1 protein-coding gene is annotated in these 922 nt (G+C 74.4%); it reads right to left on the bottom strand.

What is annotated here, in order from left to right:
* Positions 1–181 precede the first annotated feature (181 nt).
* The coding region (gene uraD / locus FV222_RS27475; RefSeq protein WP_147816297.1) for a 2-oxo-4-hydroxy-4-carboxy-5-ureidoimidazoline decarboxylase at positions 182–922 on the bottom strand (741 nt) is incomplete at its 5' end.

Genomic DNA, 922 nt, shown 5'->3' with positions numbered 1-922 from the left:
CGCCCGGCCGGGGCGCCGACGGACTGCGCGGAGGCCGCGCCCGCGAGCCCGCAGCCGAGGCAGAGCGAGAGGATCAGGACGCGGGTCGAACGCAGCATGGGAATTCCTCGTCTGTCTGCGCCGTCAACGCGCGAGGGCCGCGCCGGTGCGCAGCTGGGAGGACGAATTTCCGGTAGACCCGTCAGCTGCCGCGATAGGTCTGGTAGCTCCACGGCGTCGCCACCAGCGGCACGTGATAGTGCCCCTCCGGGTCCGAGACGCCGAAGCGCAGCGGCACGACGTCGAGGAAGGGCGGCTCGGCGAGCGCGATCCCCTGGCGCCGGTAATGATCGCCGAGCGCGAAGCGCAGCTCGTAGACCGCGATCGGCACCGGCCGCCCGGCCACGAGCGGCGCGTCGGTCCGTCCGTCGGCGTTCGTCACCGCCCGCGCCACCAGGGCCGTCTCGGTCTCCGACACCACCTCGTGCAGGCTCACCGCGACGCCTTCCGCCGGCCGCCCGCTGACGGTGTCGAGCACGTGCGTCGAGATCCGGCCCGTGGTCCGGAGCGGTCCGTCGCCGGAGACCAGCGCGTTCAGGCGGATCGCGGCGATGCGGAACACTTCGGCTTCCGCCGTCCGCCGCTCCGTCGCGGCGTCGGAGTCGAGGCGCGCGGCGAAGGCGGAGAGCAGCGAGGCCCGACCGTGCCGCCTGACGCACAGGATGAAGGGCAGGCCGAATTTCGCCTGGTAGGCCGCGTTGAGCGCCGCGAAGCGCGCGACTTCCGCGTCCGACATCCGGTCGAGGCCGGCCGCGGCCTGCTCGGCCACCGAATCGGGGGCCATGGTGCCGTCCCGCGCGGCCCGTCCGGCGAGCTCGGGATGGCCCGCCAGCAGCGCGAGGCGGGTCGTGTCGGAGGCCGTCTCCACGGCGCCGCGCATGGC

Source organism: Methylobacterium sp. WL103, assembly GCF_008039885.1.
In the GTDB taxonomy this organism is placed as follows: Bacteria; Pseudomonadota; Alphaproteobacteria; order Rhizobiales; family Beijerinckiaceae; genus Methylobacterium; species Methylobacterium cerastii.
Note: the sequence above shows the minus strand (reverse complement) of the source record. Positions and strands in the feature narration are given on the sequence as shown.